Raw genomic sequence first — 15,515 nt, forward strand, 5'->3', positions numbered from 1 at the left:
AAGGACAAGGACGGTGAAGCACAGCCTGTACGAGCCGACGGGATTCACCCTGCTGAGGACACCGATGCAGAGCGTGGAGACCTTCACGGAGCTGAGCGGCGGCCGGGACCGGATCCTGGAGATCGCGAGGCGCCCCGAGGTGCGGGAGGCCCTGCAGATCGCCAGCCCCGACCTGGTACGGGCACTGGACCGATACACGGCCGACCCGGCCGAACGCGGGCGACGAACCGAGCGGCTGCTGTCCAGCCTGGCTCGCTACATCGGCCGGATGAGCAGCCGGCCGACACCCTTCGGCGCGTTTGCGGGAGTGGCCCTGGTGCCGCTGGCCGCCTCGACCACCGCGGTCCTCGCTCCGGCCGAGGCGGCCACCCAGACCCGCTCGGACATGCGATGGCTACTGGACCACCTCAGCGTCCTGGAGTCCGACCAGGAGCTGCTGGCCCGGTCGCGGCTGTTCTGGAACCCGCTGATCGCCGATCTGGACGACCGCTTCGTACTCCCCTACGCGGACGTCTACGGCAAGAGCGACAGCCGTGCGATCACCATCGCCTCCACCCCGATGCTGCGCCGGATCGCGCAGCTGTGCGCGCGGCCCGTCCCGTTCGGTGAACTCGTCGAGACGCTGACCACCGAGACGGGCCCGCAGTACCGGGAGGCCGCACGCGGTTTCCTGCTGATGCTGCACGAGTCCCGCTACCTGCTGACCGATCTGCGGCCGCCGCACACCGAGTTCCGGCCCGAGGAACATCTGCACCGGCTGCTGGCCGAGCGCGCCGCACCCGGAAACGTTGACGCGTGGTCGGAACTGCGGGACCTCCTCGATCGCAGCGATCGAGCCATGGCCGGTGCCCGGTCCGCTCTGCTACGGCAGGCGGCGGACCGGCAGCGGGAGATTCACGAGGGTGAGGCGGCTGTTCCGTTCCACGTGGACACCCGACTCGGCGTGCGTGAGCCGGCCGTGCACCGGGCGATCGGGGCGGCTGCCGCCGAGGCGGTCGAGACGCTGATGCGGCTGGGCTGTCACCCCGTCCGGCAGCCGCACCTGGCCGAGTACCACGAGCGGTTCGTCGAGCGGTACGGCACCGACACCGAGGTGCCGTTGCTGGAACTGCTCGACGCCCGTACCGGGCTGGGCGCCCCGGCGACGTACACCCGGCCCGCCCCGGAGCGCAGCCCACGCGTCCCGTCTTACCCGGGCCGGCCCGAGACTCAGCAGCGCCACCTGTCCCGGCTCCTCGCCGACTGTCTGCGCGCGGGCAGCCGCACCCTCACCCTCTCCGACGAAGATCTGGCACGGCTGACGGTCTGGGAGCCGAGCGCCTCGGGCGAACCCCCACTGTCCGCCGTCGACCTGTTCTGCCAAGTGCAGGCAGCCTCCCCGGCGGCGCTGGACGCCGGGGAGTGGAAGCTGGTGGTGGCAGCCGACGGCGTCGCCTTCGGTGGCCGGTCACTGGGCCGTTTCGGCGGCGTCCTCGGCACAGAGGCAGTCGGTGAGCTTCGCCGGTACCTGGCCGACGCACAGGACCGGGACGGCGACGCGATACACGCCGAGGTGAACTACCATCCGGCCTTCGCCGTCGGAGCAAATGTGGCGGCCCACCCGGTCACGCGGGAGTACGAGATCCTCGTCAACGCACAGCCGACGATGGAGCCCGAGCGGCAGATCCCTCTCTCGGACATCGTCGTGGGCGCCACCCCGAAGCGGTTCTACCTGCGTTCGCTGCGCCTCGGCCGGGAGGTGGTCGCGCACCAGACGCACATGCTGGTCGGGACCAGCGCGCCGAACGCGGCCCGGTTCGTTCTTGAGGCATCCTGGGACGGCTTCGCACTACCGTCCGGCTTCCAGTGGCACGACCTGGACACCCTGCCGTTCCTGCCGCAGGTGTGCCGGGGCAGGGTGGTGCTCCGCCCGGCGCAGTGGAACCTGCGACCCGGTGAGCTGGTCGCCGGCCCGGACGACCAGGACAGCGCGCGCTTCGACGCGACCTTGGCGGGGCTGCGCGAGCGCTGGACCATCGACCGGTACGTGTATGTCGTCCAGCTGGACAACCGGCTGCTGGTGGACCTGGACAGCCCGCTGGGCAGGCGGCAACTGCACCGGGAGGCGCTGTCGGCGCTGCGCGACGGCTCGCCCGCCTTCCTGGAGCTGCACGAGATGCTGCCGACGATGGACGGTCTGTGGCTGCGGGACACGGACGGCAGACCCTACGTCAGCGAGTTGGTGGTGCCCGTCGTACTGAGCAAGGAGGCCGGCATTCCACCAGGGACGCCGCGCACCCCCGAGGCCGCGCACCGGCGACTGGTGCAGTCCGGGGAGCGGGTCGGCCTGCGCAGCTCGCTGCGGCGGTTCCCGCCCGGTGGAGAGTGGACGTACCTGAAGGTCTACTGCGACGGCGCGTCCCAGGACGACCTGATCACGGGCCCACTGGCCGAACTGGTCGACGGGCTGCGGGAGCGGGCACTGATCGACCGCTGGTTCTACGTCCGGTATGTCGACCCCGAGGCCCATCTGCGGGTGCGCTTCCACGCGGCTGACGAGGACGCCCGGGAGGACGTGCTGCTGGAGGCGGTCCGCTGGGGGCACCAGCTGGTCGGCGCGGGAACCGCCCGGCACGTGCAACTCGACACCTATGAGCGGGAGATAGAACGCTACGGCGGCATCGAGGTGATCGCGGACGCCGAACGGCTCTTCACCGCGAACAGCGACCTGACCATCGGTTTGCTGCGGGCCCGGACGGAGGACGGTCCACCCTCCGTGGAACACCTCATGGTCCACGCCCACCAGGCGCTGTACCAGGACTGGTACGACACACCGCCCGAGCGGTCGCCGCTGCTGCCGGAACTGACCGCAGCCATGCGCGACGGCTTTCGGCGCGACCGGCGCTACCTCACCAACCTGCTGGCGCCCTGGGCGGCGCACCCGGACCCGCTCGCTGCGGCCCACCGCGAGGCGCTGGCGCCGTTGTTCGACGTGCAGCGGGCGGTGGTGGCCGGGATGCGGCAGGCGGTGCGCCGGCATCACCCCGGGCCACGGGGTGCGGCGGTCGAGCAAGCAGTGCTGGTCAGCCTGACGCACATGCAGAGCAACCGGCTGCTCGGCGTGGACCGGGAGAAGGAGGAGTACTGCTACGGGTTGTGGCGCCTCGCCCTGGACGCGATCCGGGCCAGGCCCGCAGGCGTACCGGCCGGGGTGGAGGCCCGATGAGCGGCACCGGAAGGGCAGCGGCCTCTTGGCCGCGTGTCCGCTCAGGCATGCGGGTGGTCGCGCTGTTCTGGCGCATCAGTCCGCGGACGGTCTGTGTGGTGCTCGGTCTCACGCTGATCACCGGACTGCTGCCGTCGCTGCAGATCAAGGTGACGCAGGCAGCGGTACAGAGCGTCGTCGACGCGATCCGCGTCGGTGGCGATACCACCCGTACAGCGCTGGTCAACGGTGGTCTGCTGGCCCTGCTCGCGGTCCTTGCGCACCTGTTCGGCACCTGGGAGCAGTACGCCCGGATGCTGCTCCAACTGCAGTTCACCTACCGGGTCAACGAACGGCTGATGAGCAAGGCGACCCGGCTGGATTTGGAGCAGTACGAGAACGCCGACACCTATGACGTCCTCCAGCGGGCCAACCGGGAGGGCTCGAGCCGTCCGTTCCAGATCTTCCAGGGGATCATCGAGGTCGGACAGAACACCGTCCAACTGGCGTCGGTGGCGGGCGTGCTGCTGTCCTGGAACATCTGGGTCGGCCTGCTCATTCTGGTGTCGCCCGCGCCGTCGATCGCGGCGTCTTTGATCTACGGGCGGCGCGGCTACACGGTGGAACGCGAGCGCACGTCGAAGCGCCGGATGATGCAGTACCTGCAGTACCTGACCACCACCGACCGGACTTTCAAAGAGGTCCGGCTGTTCAACCTGGGCGACGAACTGGTCGGCCGGTACCGGGCGCTGAGCGAGGAGTTCTACGGGACCGACCGGGTGCTGGCCAGGAAGCAGGCGTTCGCGGCGTTTCCGCTCGGCCTGGTCAGCGTCCTGGTCTCCTCCGGCGCACTGGTGTACGCGCTGGCGACCACGGCGACGGCTGCGGCGGTGGGCCGGCTCGCCGCGTACACCCAGGCGATCAACTTGGTCCAGACGTCCGCGCACAGTGTGCTGTTCGGTATCGGTGAGCTGTACCGGAACGTGCTGTTCGTCGGCAACGTCTTCGAGTATCTTGACCTGCCCGAGTCCCGGATCAGCGGTGGCACCCGCAGGTTCCCGGCCAAGCTGGAACACGGGATCGAGTTCCGTGACGTCAGCTTCACCTATCCCGGGACGGAGCGTCCCGTGTTCTCCGGGCTGTCCTGCATGATCCCGGCCGGCCGTTGCACGGCTATCGTCGGGCACAACGGCGCCGGTAAGACCACGCTGGTCAAGCTCCTCGGCCGGCTCTATGAGCCGACATCCGGGGAGATTCTGATCGACGGGGTGCCGATCCAGGAGTACGACCTTGCGGACCTGCGAGCCAACATCGGCGTCATTTTCCAGGACTTCGTCCAGTACGAGATGACCGCTGCGGAGAACATCGGCTTCGGGTCGATCACGAACCTGGCGGACAGGCAACGGATACGCCGGGCTGGCCGCGACAGTAGCGCCGACGCCTTCCTCAGCCGCCTGCCGGATGACTACGACTCTGTTCTGGGGAAGATGTTCGAGGGCGGTAGACAGTTGTCGATCGGGCAGTGGCAGAAGGTGGCACTGGCTCGCGCGTTCATGCGCAGGGCGCCACTGGTGGTGCTCGACGAGCCGACCGCGTCGATCGACGCCGAGGCTGAGGCCGAGATCTTCGGCAAGCTCCAGGAGATCGCCGCCGACGCCACCGCCGTCCTGATCGCTCACCGGTTCTCCACCGTCCGGATGGCCGACGAGATCCTGGTTCTGGAACAAGGGGCGCTGATCGAGCGGGGTAGCCACCGGGAGCTGATGCGGCTGAACGGGGCGTACGCGCGGCTCTTCACGCTCCAGGCTGCCGGCTACCTCGACGACGATTCGGTGGCCGATAACGAAGGTCGATCACCAACCGAAAAGTAGGATCGCGGCATGACCTCGCGAAATCCTGACCTGCCCGACGGCATCGACAGGGGGAGTAAGTCCACAGATCCACGTACAGCGCGCCAGTTATTGGTGCGGGGAGCGGCACTCGCGCTACTTGGGATCGCGCTGGTGGCAGTCGCGACTCTGGGCTGGTTGCCCTTCGGCGAAAACTCGCTGGTGCGGCACGGACCGCAGCTCGTCGGGATCCTGATGATCAGCCAGGGCGCGTACTGGGTGGCCCGGTCGCGCTCGCACGCAGACGACGGCTCCTGATCCGGCGCTGGCCGGTTTCCTGTGGAACAACGACCGACAGGGGACCGGCCGCGCCATTTTCCTTTCTCAGCCCGGGCGTCCACCGCACGAATTTCGGACGACCTCCAACACCTGCCTCTGCTCTGCTCCCGCCATGCACTGCTACCGCGTGGCGAAAAATCGTCGGCTCAGGCTTGGCGAAATCTTTACCACGGATCCCGACACTCCGGATCCCTCTGTGATGATCGAAATACCGTTCGATCTGAGACCAAAGGGGGAACGATGAGTTCTTGGGATTCAACGGACGCGCCCCAGTGGATGACCGCCCTTCGGCGCGTGGGCCGACTCACCGAGCGAGAGCGAGAAGTGTTCGCGCTATTGGCGGAGGGTCCGACCAACATGGACATCGCCAGGGAAATCTTTGTCACAGAGCGAACGGTCCGTGCGCACATTATGAGCATTCAAGCGAAGCTCGGGTTGCGCACTCGCCTGAAAGTCTGCCTCGCGGCTGCGGCGTACGCCCAAGGACTGTCGCAGACGACAGTGGGCGGAGCGGGAATCGACCAGCAGGATGGATGTCGCCGCCAATGGCCCGAACATGCAGAGGGGGTGATTGCGATGAAGAAGCCTTACCAGGCTCCGAAGCTCACGGCACGCGGTGCGTTCGCCGCCGCCACCGCCGGGTTCGGCAGGTTCAAGGCCGACCAGCTGGTCGGCCGACTCATCCCGTGAGAGGGCGCTTAGCGTGACAAAGGCACTCGGTGGCAGCACCGACCGCTTCGTGATGCTGCCGGACCACGAGGCGGCATCCGCTGTTGCCGGGTGCCTTCCCTTCCGGCCCACCCATCTGGTGTCCCACCCGTCCGGACGCCCCTGGATCCTCGCCGAGCTCCCGCACGGCCGGCTCACCGACATACGTGCCGGCGCCGACGCCCTGGTCCTCATCGGCCCGGGCCCGGTCGAGCGCGAGCCGCTAGAGGCGGCACTGGGCCGCTGCCGGGACATCGCCGAGCTGGACCGCCTCCTGGCCTCACTCCCCGGCGTGTTTCACATGATGGCCTGTATCGGCGGCGTGATCCGAGTCCAGGGCACGGCCTCAGGCGTGCGTCGGGTCTTCCATGCCCGCCGGGGTGCGACCCTGCTGGTCGGCGACCGGGCCGAGACACTGGCCGAGTTGGTCGGCTCCCCCGTGGACGAGGCCGCCCTGGCCCTGCGCCTGCTGGAGCCCCTCCCGCACCCGCTCGGCGAACGCACCACCTGGCACGGCATCAATTCCACACCGCCGGGCAGCTACCTGCGGATCGACGGTCGGCAGTACGTCACGACACGTCGGTGGTGGCAGCCGCCTCTCCCGAGCCGCCCGGCGACCGAGGGGGCCACGTCGGTGCGCGAGGCCCTGGATTCCTCCGTCCGCCTCCATCTGGCCGGCCGCGCGACGGTGAGCACCGAACTCTCCGGCGGCTTCGACTCGACCGCGGTCAGCTACCTCGCCCAGCGCGAGCGCACACGGCTGAGCGCCCCGGCAGTACTGGCTGTCACGGCCGGTAGTCGGGATCCGCTTGACGACGACCACGACTGGGCAGCCCTCGCGGCGCGACTGAATCCGGCCCTCGACCACCGGATCCTGCCCGCCGAACGTCTCCCGCTCACCTACGACAGCCTCGCGGACGCCGCGGCCGAGCGCATCGACGAGCCCTCCATCGCGATCGCGCAGCGGTCGCGGGTGCTCGCCGTTACCGCGCTGGCCCGCGAGACCGGCTCACAGGTCCACCTCACCGGCCACGGTGGAGACCACCTGTTCGTCGGTCTGCCCACCCTCTCCATCGACCTGCTGCGCACCCGACCGATGGCCGCCGCTCACCGGATCGCCGCCTACCGGAGCATGTTCGGCTGGCCCTGGCCGGACACGGCCCGTCAGCTGGCCCGGCGTGGCTCCTACCGCCGGTGGCTGGCCCGCTCCGCCGTCAGCTGCGGACGGGTTGCGGACTGGCGCACCCCGCTACTTACCTGGGGCGTGCCGGCAACCCTCCCGGACTGGGTCACACCGTACGCCGCCGACCTGGTGCGGGGTGAACTCGGCCGGGCCGCGGCCACCGCCCGTCCACTGGCGCCGACACCCGGCCGGCACCTTGAACTGGACGGCATCCGTGACGGCGCCCGGCTGGTCCGGGCCCTCACCGACATCACCGGCCGCGCCGGCCTGCCGATCTCGGCTCCTTTCCTGGACGACCGGGTAATCGAGGCCGCGCTCTCGATACGGATCGAGGACCGGGTCCAGCCACACGTCTACAAGCCGCTGCTGCGCCGGGCCATGGCCGGCATCCTCCCGGAGCGGCTGCTCGCCCGGACCACCAAAGGCGTCGGGGACCTGGACCTCGCCCTCGGAGTCCGCGAGCACGCCACCGACCTCGCCGGTCTCTGGGCGGACTCGCGCCTTGCCGCTCGCGGGCTGGTGGACGCGCAACGGCTCACCACACTGTGCGATCAACCCGAAGCGCCCCAGCTGGACGACGGCGCCCTGCTCACCACGGTGGCCTGCGAACTCTGGCTGCGGGCCGTCGACCGCACCACAACCCCTCAGGAGAACACCCATGCCCCTTCGCTTACGTGACGACGTGACCCTGGTGGCCACCGACTACGGCGCCGTCCTCCTCGACGAGCGTGCCGGGCGCTACTTCCAGCTGAATCCCACCGGCCGAGTGGCCGCCGAGCGCCTCCTCGCCGGGGGCGACACCGACGATGTCGTGGCCGCGATCACTGCTGAGTACGACGTGACAGAGGAGCGCGCGAGAGAGGATCTCACGGCCCTGGTCGACCAACTGCGTCAAGCCGGACTGGCGGGTTCATGAGCGTCGGCATGACCGTGCCCACGGCCCGCCCCAGCGGCCCCCGTCGGGCGGTCACCGTCCGGGCGGCCGTCGTCAGCGGACTGCTCCTGGCCCGGCTGTCACCCCGTCGGCTGCGCACCGTCCTGGAACGGCTCGCCACCGACGCACGTCCCGTCCCCCACCGGCAGGTGGAGGAGTACTACCGCGAGGTGGTCGGAGCCAGTGCCCGCTGTGCCGGGTGGCAGGGCTGCCTGCCCCGCTCGATCGCGGTTGCCCTGCTCTGCCGCCTTGGCGGCGCCTGGCCACAGTGGTGCGTCGGCGTGCGTGCCACCCCGCCGTTCGCCGCGCACGCGTGGCTGGAGGCCGACGGGCGCATCGTGGCCGAGCCCGGTACCCCCGACGACTACCGGGCACTCATGCGAGTCGGAGCGGGCCATGGCTAGCACCGGCCAGGCCACTGCTTCCGGTGCGGACGCCGGTGCCGACGCGGACGCACGAGCCGGTCTGCGCCGTCTCCTCGCACTGGTCCGTCCGGAGTCCCGCGGCATCGGCGCGGCCGGCCTGCTCGTCGTCACCGCGTCCGGGCTCGGACTGGCCCAGCCGCTGCTGGCCGGCGCCGTCATCGACCGGGTCCGCACCGGCGGCGGGCTGACCGGCCCGGTAGCCGTGCTGCTCGGCCTCTTCGCAGCCCAGACCGTCGTCGACACACTCGGCCGCTATCTGCTGGAACGCGCCGGGGAGAACGTCGTCCTGCGCATGCGCCGACAGATGGTGGGCCACCTGCTGCGGCTGCGCATCGCTGTCCTGGAACGGCATCGCGTCGGTGACCTGATCACACGGGCGACCACCGACACCGCCGCGCTGCGGGACGCGGTCAACCGCAGCCTGGTCGAGATTGCCGTCGGCGTGCTCACCGTGGTCGGCGCCACCGTCCTCATGCTCAGGATCGACCCGCTGCTCTTCCTCGCCGTGCTGGGCGTCTTCGTGGTCGCCGGGCTCGGCGTCACCACCGCCCTGGACCGGATCAGGGCGGCGGGCGAGCAGGCGCAGACGGCCGTCGGATCGTTCGCGGCCGACCTCGAGCGGGGGCTGACGGCCGTACGCACCATCCGGGTCAGTGGCGTCGAGGAGTCCGAGTCCGCAGGTATCCTCGCCTCCGCCGAGGCCGCCCGACGGGCCGGCATCCGCGGCGCCCGCCTCGGTGCGGCGGCGGCGCCGGTCACCCAGCTCGCCGCGAGCGGCTCCTTCCTACTGGTCCTGGTCCTCGGCGGCGCCCGGGTCGCGGACGGCAGCCTCGCGCTCGGCGACCTGATCGCCCTGCTGCTGTACGCCACCTATCTGGTGATGCCGCTCGGCAACCTGCTGGACGGCCTCACCACGCTGAAGCGGGCCATGGGGGCGTTGCAACGCATCGACGACTGCCTCGCCTGGGACGCCGAGCCGGCCGAGCCCGCCACCCGCGCCGAGGTGCGCCCTGCATCCCCGGGGACGTCGGTCCTGGAGTTCCACGACGTGCACTTCGCCTACGACGGACGACCGGCGCTGCGCGGGGTCAGCTTCGCACTCGCGCCGGGCACCCGGACCGCAGTGGTCGGGCCGTCCGGCGCGGGCAAGTCCACCATCCTGTCCCTGATCTGCCGACTGCACGACGCCGACCGCGGCTCGATCCGCTATCTCGGCCACCAAGCCGAGGATCTGACGCTACGACAGTCCCGCTCGTTGCTGGCCCTGGTGGAACAGAACCCTGCCGTGCTGCACGGCACGCTGCGCGACAACCTGGCCCTCAGTGGGGAAACCTCGCCGAAGGCACTGGATCAGGCTTTGCGGCAGGTGAACCTGCACCGGCTGGTCGACCAACTCCCGCAGGGCCTCGACACGCCCGTCGGCGAACACGGCGCACTGTTGTCGGGCGGCGAACGCCAGCGCCTGGCCATCGCACGTGCGCTGCTCAGCAGGCCCGCGCTGCTGCTGCTCGACGAGCCCACCTCCGGCCTCGACACCGAGAACGAGACCGCCGTGTTGACCGGGCTGCGCGGCCTGCACAAGCACACCGCCGTGCTGGTGGTGGCCCACCGGCTCTCCACCGTCCGCGACGCCGACAGGATCCTCGTCGTCGACGACGGCCGGATCGTGGCGGCCGGCGACCACGACGAGCTCGTCCGCACCAGCCGACGCTACTGCCTGCTGCTCGGCGAGCAGACCCGCGAACGGCCGGGCGGCCGGATCGAGGGGCCGCTCGTAGGCGAGCCATCCGTCACCAGTCCCCCTGGAGCCACGCAATGAACGACGATCTCGCCGCCCACCAGTTCGCCGAAGCCGTGAGCGGACTGGCCCCCGTCGCCCTGCGATCCGCCGCAACTCTGCGACTGGCGGACCGCATCATCGCCGGCCACGACCGTCTGCCGGCCCTCGCTGAACAGGCCGGGGCCGACCCAGACCTCCTCGAACGGCTCATGCGGTTCCTCGTCTGCCGCCAGGTCTTCGACGAACCCCGGCCCGGCGTGTACGGGCTGACGAGTCTCTCCGTCGCCCTACTGCACGGTCACCCATCGCGCCTGCGATCTTGGCTCGACCAGTCCGGCATCGGCGCCCACCTGGACGCCGCGGCCACGAACCTGCTCCAGGCTCTGCGCACCGGTCGCCCGCCCTACCCGGAGCTGCACGGCAAGCCGTTCTACGAGCATCTCGCGTCCCACGCCGCAGGCACGCCCTTCGACGGGCTCCGCAGCGACCACGCGGAAAGCTTCGCAGCCGAGTTGGTCAAGTCGTACCCATGGCCCGCTGACGGGCACGTGGTGGACCTCGGCGGCGGTACCGGCGTCCTAGTGGACGTACTGATGAGCGCCTATCCGCGCCTGCGCGCGACCCTGCTCGACCTGCCGGACGCCGTCCGCCTGGCCACCGAAAGGTCGACCGCCGCCGACCACGGCGACCGGTTCACGGCCATGGCCACGAGCTTCTTTGAGCCGCTGCCGCCAGGGGACATCTACACGCTGGTGAACGTCCTGCACAACTGGAACGACGACGACGCGGTACGCATCCTGCGCAACTGCGCCCGTGCAGCTGCGCAGGACACTCTCGTCCTGGTGGTCGAGAGGCTGCTGGACGAGGGCGATCCCTATGCGATGACCGCGATGGACCTCGGCGTGTTCCTCTTCCTGGGCGGCCGGGAACGCACCCTCGGCCAGTACCAGAAACTGGCCTCTGCCGCCGGTCTGGCGCATGTGGAGACCACGGAGATTCCCACAGGGCTGCGGATCCTGACCTTTGCCCTCGCCCGAGGGCGCTCGTCGGGTGACTGAGAGCAAGGCACCGGCCGGGATTCGCGTGGCGCGTTGTTGATCAGCATGTGATGCCGAGGGGCGCGGGCCAGCACATCGGCATCGAGTACGCCGCCCTCATACCGCAAGAGGCGGTGCTATCGGAGCGCGGGCGCGCAGAAGATCGTTGACCTGCGTATGGGACGACCTCAGCCTGCTGCTGTTCACACCCGAAATGCGCGCCCGCACGGTGTTCCTCCTGCACCACTACGAACCGCTCCAACACGAACTCCGCCCCCATCGAAGCGATGCTCTGGGAGAGGCTGTTCCGCGTTCTGCCACAGTGCGCAGCCGTCGTGTGCGTCGCCCCGTACTGGGCCGACCAGCTCCGCGCCCGAGGCGTCCGCAACGTACGGGTGATCTACAACGCCTTCGACATGACCGAGATCGAGCAGGCACGCGGCTACGACCGGGCCGAGTGCACGCCGAGTTCGGCCTACGACCCGACGTGATCGGCGTCTACGCGGGCAAGGCCGTGCACTGGAAAGGGACCGAGGAGGTCTCCGCAGCACTGGCCAGCGTTCCCGGACTGCGGGTGATCACCAGCGGCAGCAACACCATCGGCCTCGACAGCGCGCACTACGACGTCGAACGCGAGCGGTACCTGCGTCTGCTGCGCGCCTGTGACGTCGGTGTCTTCCTCCCACGGATGCGGGAGGGCTGGAGCCGCTGCGCCGCCGAGGCTTTACTCCTCGGCCTGCCCTGCCTCATCCGGCCGGTGGCCGGCCTGGGCGACCTCGCCGCGCTGGCTGGCCAGCCGGCCCCGGACCTCCGCCGCCTCACTGCACAGGTCCGGCAGCGTGCGGCGACACGCCACGCCGAGGCCAAGGCGGGGTACGAGGCCCTGGCCCGGTTCGACCTGACCTACTTCGGCGACGCCTGGGGCAACCTCCTGGCGCAGGTCGCCTGAGCAGCGGCTAAGCCTGCGCGGCCAGCTTCTTGCTGGCCGCGTCCAGACGGGCCAGCACGCGGTCCCGGCCGAGCAGCTCCATGGACTCGAACAGCGGGAGTCCGATCGTCCGGCCGGTGACCGCGACCCGGATGGGCGCCTGGGCCTTGCCCAGCTTCAGCCCGTGCTTCTCGCCGACGGCGAGCAGGACGGCCTTCAGGTCGTCCGCCTTCCACTCCGCGACGTCGGCCAGCTCGGCGCGGGCGTCCGACAGGATGGCGTCGGCGCCTGCCTTCATCGCCTTGTTCCACGACGCCTCGTCCTCGACCGGCTCGTCGAGGAACAGGAAGTCCACATAGCTGGTGATCTCGGAAAGCAGCGCCAGCCGGGTCTGGGCCAGGGAAGCCGCCGCTTCGAAGACGTCCTTGTCCAACGCCTCCGGCCGCCACGGCGCGTACGGGGCGACGAGCCACGGCGCGCAGGCGGCGGCGAACTGCTCCGGTGACAGGGCACGGATGTACTCGTCGTTGAACGCCGTCAGCTTCTTCACGTCGAAGAAGGCCGGCGCGGTGTTGACGTCCTGGATCCGGAAGAGCTGCTCCAGCTCCTCGTACGGCCTGATCTCCCGGTCGTCACCCGGCCCCAGCCGAGCAGCATGAGGTAGTTCACCATCGCCTCGGGCAGAAAACCCTCGGCGAGGTAGTCCTCCAGCGCCACCTTGTCCCGGCGCTTGGACAGCTTCTGCCGCTTCTCGTTCACGATCACCGGCAGGTGCGCCCACACGGGCGGCTCGGCACCGAGCGCCTCCCACAGCAGCTGCTGCTTCGCGGTGTTCGACAGGTGCTCCTCGCCTCGGATGACCTGCGTGATTCCCTCGTCCAGGTCGTCCACGACGTTGGCGATCAGAAAGACCGGGGACCCGTCGCCACGGGCGATCACGAAGTCCTCGATCGCGCTGTTCGGGAACGCCGGCTCCCCGCGGACCAGGTCGACCACGACGGTCTCACCCTCGTCCGGCGTCCGGAACCGCAGCGCCCGCCCCTCGTCGAAGGCCAGCCCTCGGTCCCGGCAGAACCCGTCGTACCCGAGGTGCTCCGACCCCGTGCGCTCCTTCAGCTGCTCCCGGTCTCCGTGTCTCCAGCTGCCAGATTCACTTCGTGACGACGGTCTTCGTCGTCGACCAGGATGAGGTCCCATGACCCCGGGTGATCTCCGGGCAGGGCGAACCTGACCGTGGCGAACTCCGGGACGCCAGCGGCCTGGACCCCTACTCTCTGACCACGCTCAAACGTGCCTGGGGCCTGCATGCTTATGCGTCAGCCTCAAGACTCGCCGGAACCCAGCCGAGACTGGCCAGGAGCCAACCCACCGCACGTGGATAAGCCATGCCCTGGTCCCTCCCCCTCGGCCAGCCGCGGTTCCCCCACCTGCGACTTACTAATAGCATGTCAAATTACTTTATCTCGTAGCTACTTCCAATACGAAGAGCACGAAGGGGGTCGCGCGGGCGCGACTCCGCCCCCCGTAGCCACGGGCGCAAGGGGCGGTTGGAGCAGATGCGGGTCGGTCGGTCAGGGCAGCACGAGCGACAGGCAGGCAGCAGCCTTCCCTGGCGGCCGCCTCGCGTTCCGCCTCCAGTGCGGCGCAGGCGCCCCCGCTGCCACTGAATGCACGTAACTGAGTTCAGCGATAGCAGGCTTTCAGCCGGATCTCCTCACTTGACGCCCTTGCGCGCAGGTGGGCCGCCGATGACGGTGCGGTTGGGGTCTCCGATTCATACCTCGCCCACACGCCTTCAAGGCGCTATGCTCCGGTCTCAGGCGACCACGCTCGCCGTTACGTCGGACCTGGGTTCCTCCCGCAACTACCCAGGGTTGAGGGCGCAAAGTGCCGCCGGGCGCGCGTGATTGAAAACTGCCGTTCCTCCTATGGGGCGCAGTGGGCGGGAGCACTGATACGCGCCCACCGGGAGCCGGACATGACGCTCGACAGGGACATCGCCGCACTCGCACGCCGTATCCGGCGCGAGTCCGGGGACGTCATCCCCTTCCAGCAGGCACGGTTGACCGCCGCGCGCGAGTTGGGCGGACTCCCCGTCCACACCATGGCGCCCAAGAAGCGGATCTCACTTCGCGTCCAGTACACCGGGGAGAGCAAAGCCGCTGCCCGATCCGCGATCAGCAGCGACACCCGCGGACTGGGCCTGGACGACTGCTCGGACGACCAGCGCGCCTTCCGGGCCCTACTAGCGCTCGCGCTTTTCAACGGCAACGTGTACACCGGTCCGACTGCGAAGTGGAACTACTCGGTTGTCGCCTCGTACGACCCAGTGATGTCGCCCCGCAGGGACCAGTTGGTGATGGTCGCGGAGCGCGCCCCGGAGAACGTGGCCACCCGGCTGCTGGCCAACGAGGGGGCCGACTCACGCGGCGTCCCCGGACTACGGCACGAGGCCAGCTACACGTGCCATGGGCAGCGCTCCGTCTGTCTGCGCCATCTGCCCACCGGTGCACTGCTGACCATCACCGGTGACCCGGCCGGATGTCGGCGCGGCAACAGGCGCAGCCTCGTGCCCCGGCACCCCTATCTCACGCTGGACAACGACCTCACCGCGCAGGAGCGTCGCGCACTGGCAGCGGTCCCCCCGATCTCGGGGGAAGCGACCACTCTGCTGGCAGGTCTCGTTTCCCGCTACAACCTGGTTGACCGGCGTGGCCACTGGGCGACCAGTCTGTCCTGGGACCCTCTGGAGCGCCCCGGAGTCGAACGCCGCAAGGAACCAGAAGTCATCCAGCACGGTCCCGTACGTCGACTCTGGGGCGCCGGCGACTCATGGGAGTACCGGTGGACCGGCTATCCAGAACCCCGCGACCTGGCTATGGCCCTGACCCACCGGGAGGCCGGAGTCAAGGGCGCGCGATTTACCCGCCACGGTGACACCTACCGGGTGGTGCTGGGCACCGCCTCGCTCGACCTCTGCGATGGGAAGGGCTGATCCATGCCGTTCCTCACCGCCCACCCGGGGTCCGCACCCGTGCTGGTGGCTGCCGTTGTCTTGGGGGTCCTCCGCTTCACGTTCCCGAAGGACTCTCGCCACCGCCTGGAGCTCTGGAAGGCCGTCCTCGAACACCGACGTCAGCGTTGGCAAGTGACAGAGTGCCGCCGCGA

At 69.7% G+C, this 15,515-nt stretch carries 10 protein-coding genes and 2 pseudogenes; 11 read left to right on the top strand and 1 reads right to left on the bottom strand.

Annotation, left to right across the window (positions count from 1 at the left end):
* The first annotated feature begins 13 nt into the window (after positions 1-13).
* From ACF073_RS21150 to ACF073_RS21195, 10 genes and pseudogenes are all read left to right on the top strand, one after another.
* Positions 14-3,205, top strand: coding sequence for a lantibiotic dehydratase (locus tag ACF073_RS21150; RefSeq protein WP_392072108.1), 3,192 nt, complete (start codon positions 14-16; stop codon positions 3,203-3,205).
* On the top strand, positions 3,202-5,055 hold the full coding sequence (locus tag ACF073_RS21155) for an ABC transporter ATP-binding protein (RefSeq protein ID WP_392072110.1): 1,854 nt from the start codon (positions 3,202-3,204) through the stop codon (positions 5,053-5,055). The genes ACF073_RS21150 and ACF073_RS21155 overlap by 4 nt, the downstream gene beginning before the upstream one ends.
* Positions 5,056-5,064: 9 nt before the next feature.
* On the top strand, positions 5,065-5,331 hold the full coding sequence (locus tag ACF073_RS21160; RefSeq protein WP_392072112.1) for a hypothetical protein: 267 nt from the start codon (positions 5,065-5,067) through the stop codon (positions 5,329-5,331).
* Positions 5,332-5,628: 297 nt separating this feature from the next.
* Positions 5,629-6,042, top strand: a complete 414-nt coding sequence (locus ACF073_RS21165) for a LuxR C-terminal-related transcriptional regulator (protein ID WP_392072114.1) — start codon at positions 5,629-5,631, stop codon at positions 6,040-6,042.
* 13 nt (positions 6,043-6,055) lie between these two features.
* Positions 6,056-7,921 carry an asparagine synthase-related protein gene (locus ACF073_RS21170; RefSeq protein ID WP_392072116.1) on the top strand — a complete coding sequence of 622 codons (1,866 nt, stop codon included), beginning with the start codon at positions 6,056-6,058 and terminating at the stop codon, positions 7,919-7,921.
* Positions 7,902-8,159 (top strand): lasso peptide biosynthesis PqqD family chaperone, encoded by a 258-nt coding sequence (locus ACF073_RS21175; RefSeq protein WP_392072117.1) that lies wholly within the window; start codon positions 7,902-7,904, stop codon positions 8,157-8,159. The genes ACF073_RS21170 and ACF073_RS21175 overlap by 20 nt, the downstream gene beginning before the upstream one ends.
* 8 nt (positions 8,160-8,167) lie before the next feature.
* Positions 8,168-8,581 carry a lasso peptide biosynthesis B2 protein gene (locus ACF073_RS21180; RefSeq protein WP_392072119.1) on the top strand — a complete coding sequence of 138 codons (414 nt, stop codon included), beginning with the start codon at positions 8,168-8,170 and terminating at the stop codon, positions 8,579-8,581.
* Entirely contained in the window at positions 8,574-10,421 is a 1,848-nt protein-coding gene (locus ACF073_RS21185; RefSeq protein ID WP_392072121.1) for an ABC transporter ATP-binding protein, read from the top strand. Before ACF073_RS21180 ends, ACF073_RS21185 begins: the two co-directional genes overlap by 8 nt.
* Positions 10,418-11,440, top strand: a complete 1,023-nt coding sequence (locus ACF073_RS21190) for a methyltransferase (protein WP_392072123.1) — start codon at positions 10,418-10,420, stop codon at positions 11,438-11,440. Before ACF073_RS21185 ends, ACF073_RS21190 begins: the two co-directional genes overlap by 4 nt.
* A 40-nt stretch (positions 11,441-11,480) precedes the next feature.
* Positions 11,481-12,368, top strand: a pseudogene (locus ACF073_RS21195) (glycosyltransferase); the annotation flags it as partial.
* Between the two features lie 7 nt (positions 12,369-12,375).
* Here ACF073_RS21195 and ACF073_RS21200 read toward each other — a convergent pair.
* Positions 12,376-13,472, bottom strand: a pseudogene (locus ACF073_RS21200) (glutamate--tRNA ligase); the annotation flags it as partial.
* Positions 13,473-14,325: 853 nt separating this feature from the next.
* Between ACF073_RS21200 and ACF073_RS21205 the strand changes: the two are divergent.
* Positions 14,326-15,342, top strand: coding sequence for a hypothetical protein (locus ACF073_RS21205; RefSeq protein ID WP_392072124.1), 1,017 nt, complete (start codon positions 14,326-14,328; stop codon positions 15,340-15,342).
* Positions 15,343-15,515 lie beyond the last annotated feature (173 nt).

The organism is Streptomyces sp. NPDC015171 (genome assembly GCF_043079545.1).
GTDB lineage: Bacteria > Actinomycetota > Actinomycetes > Streptomycetales > Streptomycetaceae > Streptomyces.